The organism is Stenotrophomonas sp. YIM B06876, assembly GCF_030711595.1.
Taxonomy (GTDB): Bacteria; Pseudomonadota; Gammaproteobacteria; order Xanthomonadales; family Xanthomonadaceae; genus Stenotrophomonas.
In genome coordinates this window covers 1-891 of the sequence record NZ_JAUJUJ010000344.1, presented here as the reverse complement: position 1 = coordinate 891, position 891 = coordinate 1, and the positions used below count along the sequence as shown (strand labels likewise).

The 891-nt window shown below is 60.3% G+C and carries 2 protein-coding genes; both read left to right on the top strand.

Features of this window, described 5'->3' with window-relative positions:
- The first annotated feature begins 57 nt into the window (after positions 1 to 57).
- Entirely contained in the window at positions 58 to 468 is a 411-nt protein-coding gene (locus QZH66_RS17185; RefSeq protein WP_305807058.1) for a helix-turn-helix domain-containing protein, read from the top strand.
- Positions 465 to 891: IclR family transcriptional regulator C-terminal domain-containing protein (locus QZH66_RS17180; protein ID WP_305807057.1), on the top strand; the 427-nt coding region annotated here is incomplete at its 3' end. The genes QZH66_RS17185 and QZH66_RS17180, both read left to right, overlap by 4 nt.

Below are 891 nucleotides of genomic sequence, written 5' to 3'. Positions count from 1 at the left end.
GATCATTGCTGAACAGGTTATGTCATTTTTGCGTTGAGCACGCCGAAACTTAGAGTCATGAACACAGACATTGCGAAAAACCCCGCCCCGAGGCGCGCACGCGCATCAACTCGTCCCGAGTTCGAGGCCGGTGCTGCTGTGAGCGGCTCGCTGTCTCGTGGACTGCAGGTTCTCGACGTACTGCGACAGGCTCGCGGCTTTCTCTCGCTGTCCGACATCGCCGCAGAAACCGGGCTGGATGCGAGTACCGCGCATCGGCTCGTGCAGGTGTTGACAGAGAACGGCTACGCCGTTCGTGATGACATTCAAAAATGTTACTTGCCAGGCCCGCGCGCGCTGTCGCCGCTGTCGCTGTTTCATCCGCTCACGCAGTTGCGNATGACATTCAAAAATGTTACTTGCCAGGCCCGCGCGCGCTGTCGCCGCTGTCGCTGTTTCATCCGCTCACGCAGTTGCGGCGCGAAGTGAGTTCTACCCTCCATTCGCTACAGGAAGAGACGGGGCATACGATTGCATTGGCGCTGTTCATCGGCTATGAGCGTTTGGTGGTGGACGTTGCCCAAGGGCGCTATCCGCTCTCCCCTTTTTACGAGAGCTGGCTCAAGAGCCCGTTGCATGGATCCGTTTCAGGAAGGGTCTTGCTTGCCTGGATGCCCGAGCAGGCGCGCGAGCAGTTGTTGGGCGCCGGCCCGTATGACGCCCACACCTCGAAAACCATCACGGAACCGGCCCTCCTGTCACGCGAGCTCAACCGGGTTCGGATGCTGGGCTACGCGGTGGCCCGCGACGACTACCACGACGGGCTTATGGCCATTGGCGTTCCCCTGATCCACCAAGCCGGGGCACAACCTCATGGCTGCCTGATGCTGACTTGCCCTAGTGACTCGGTGT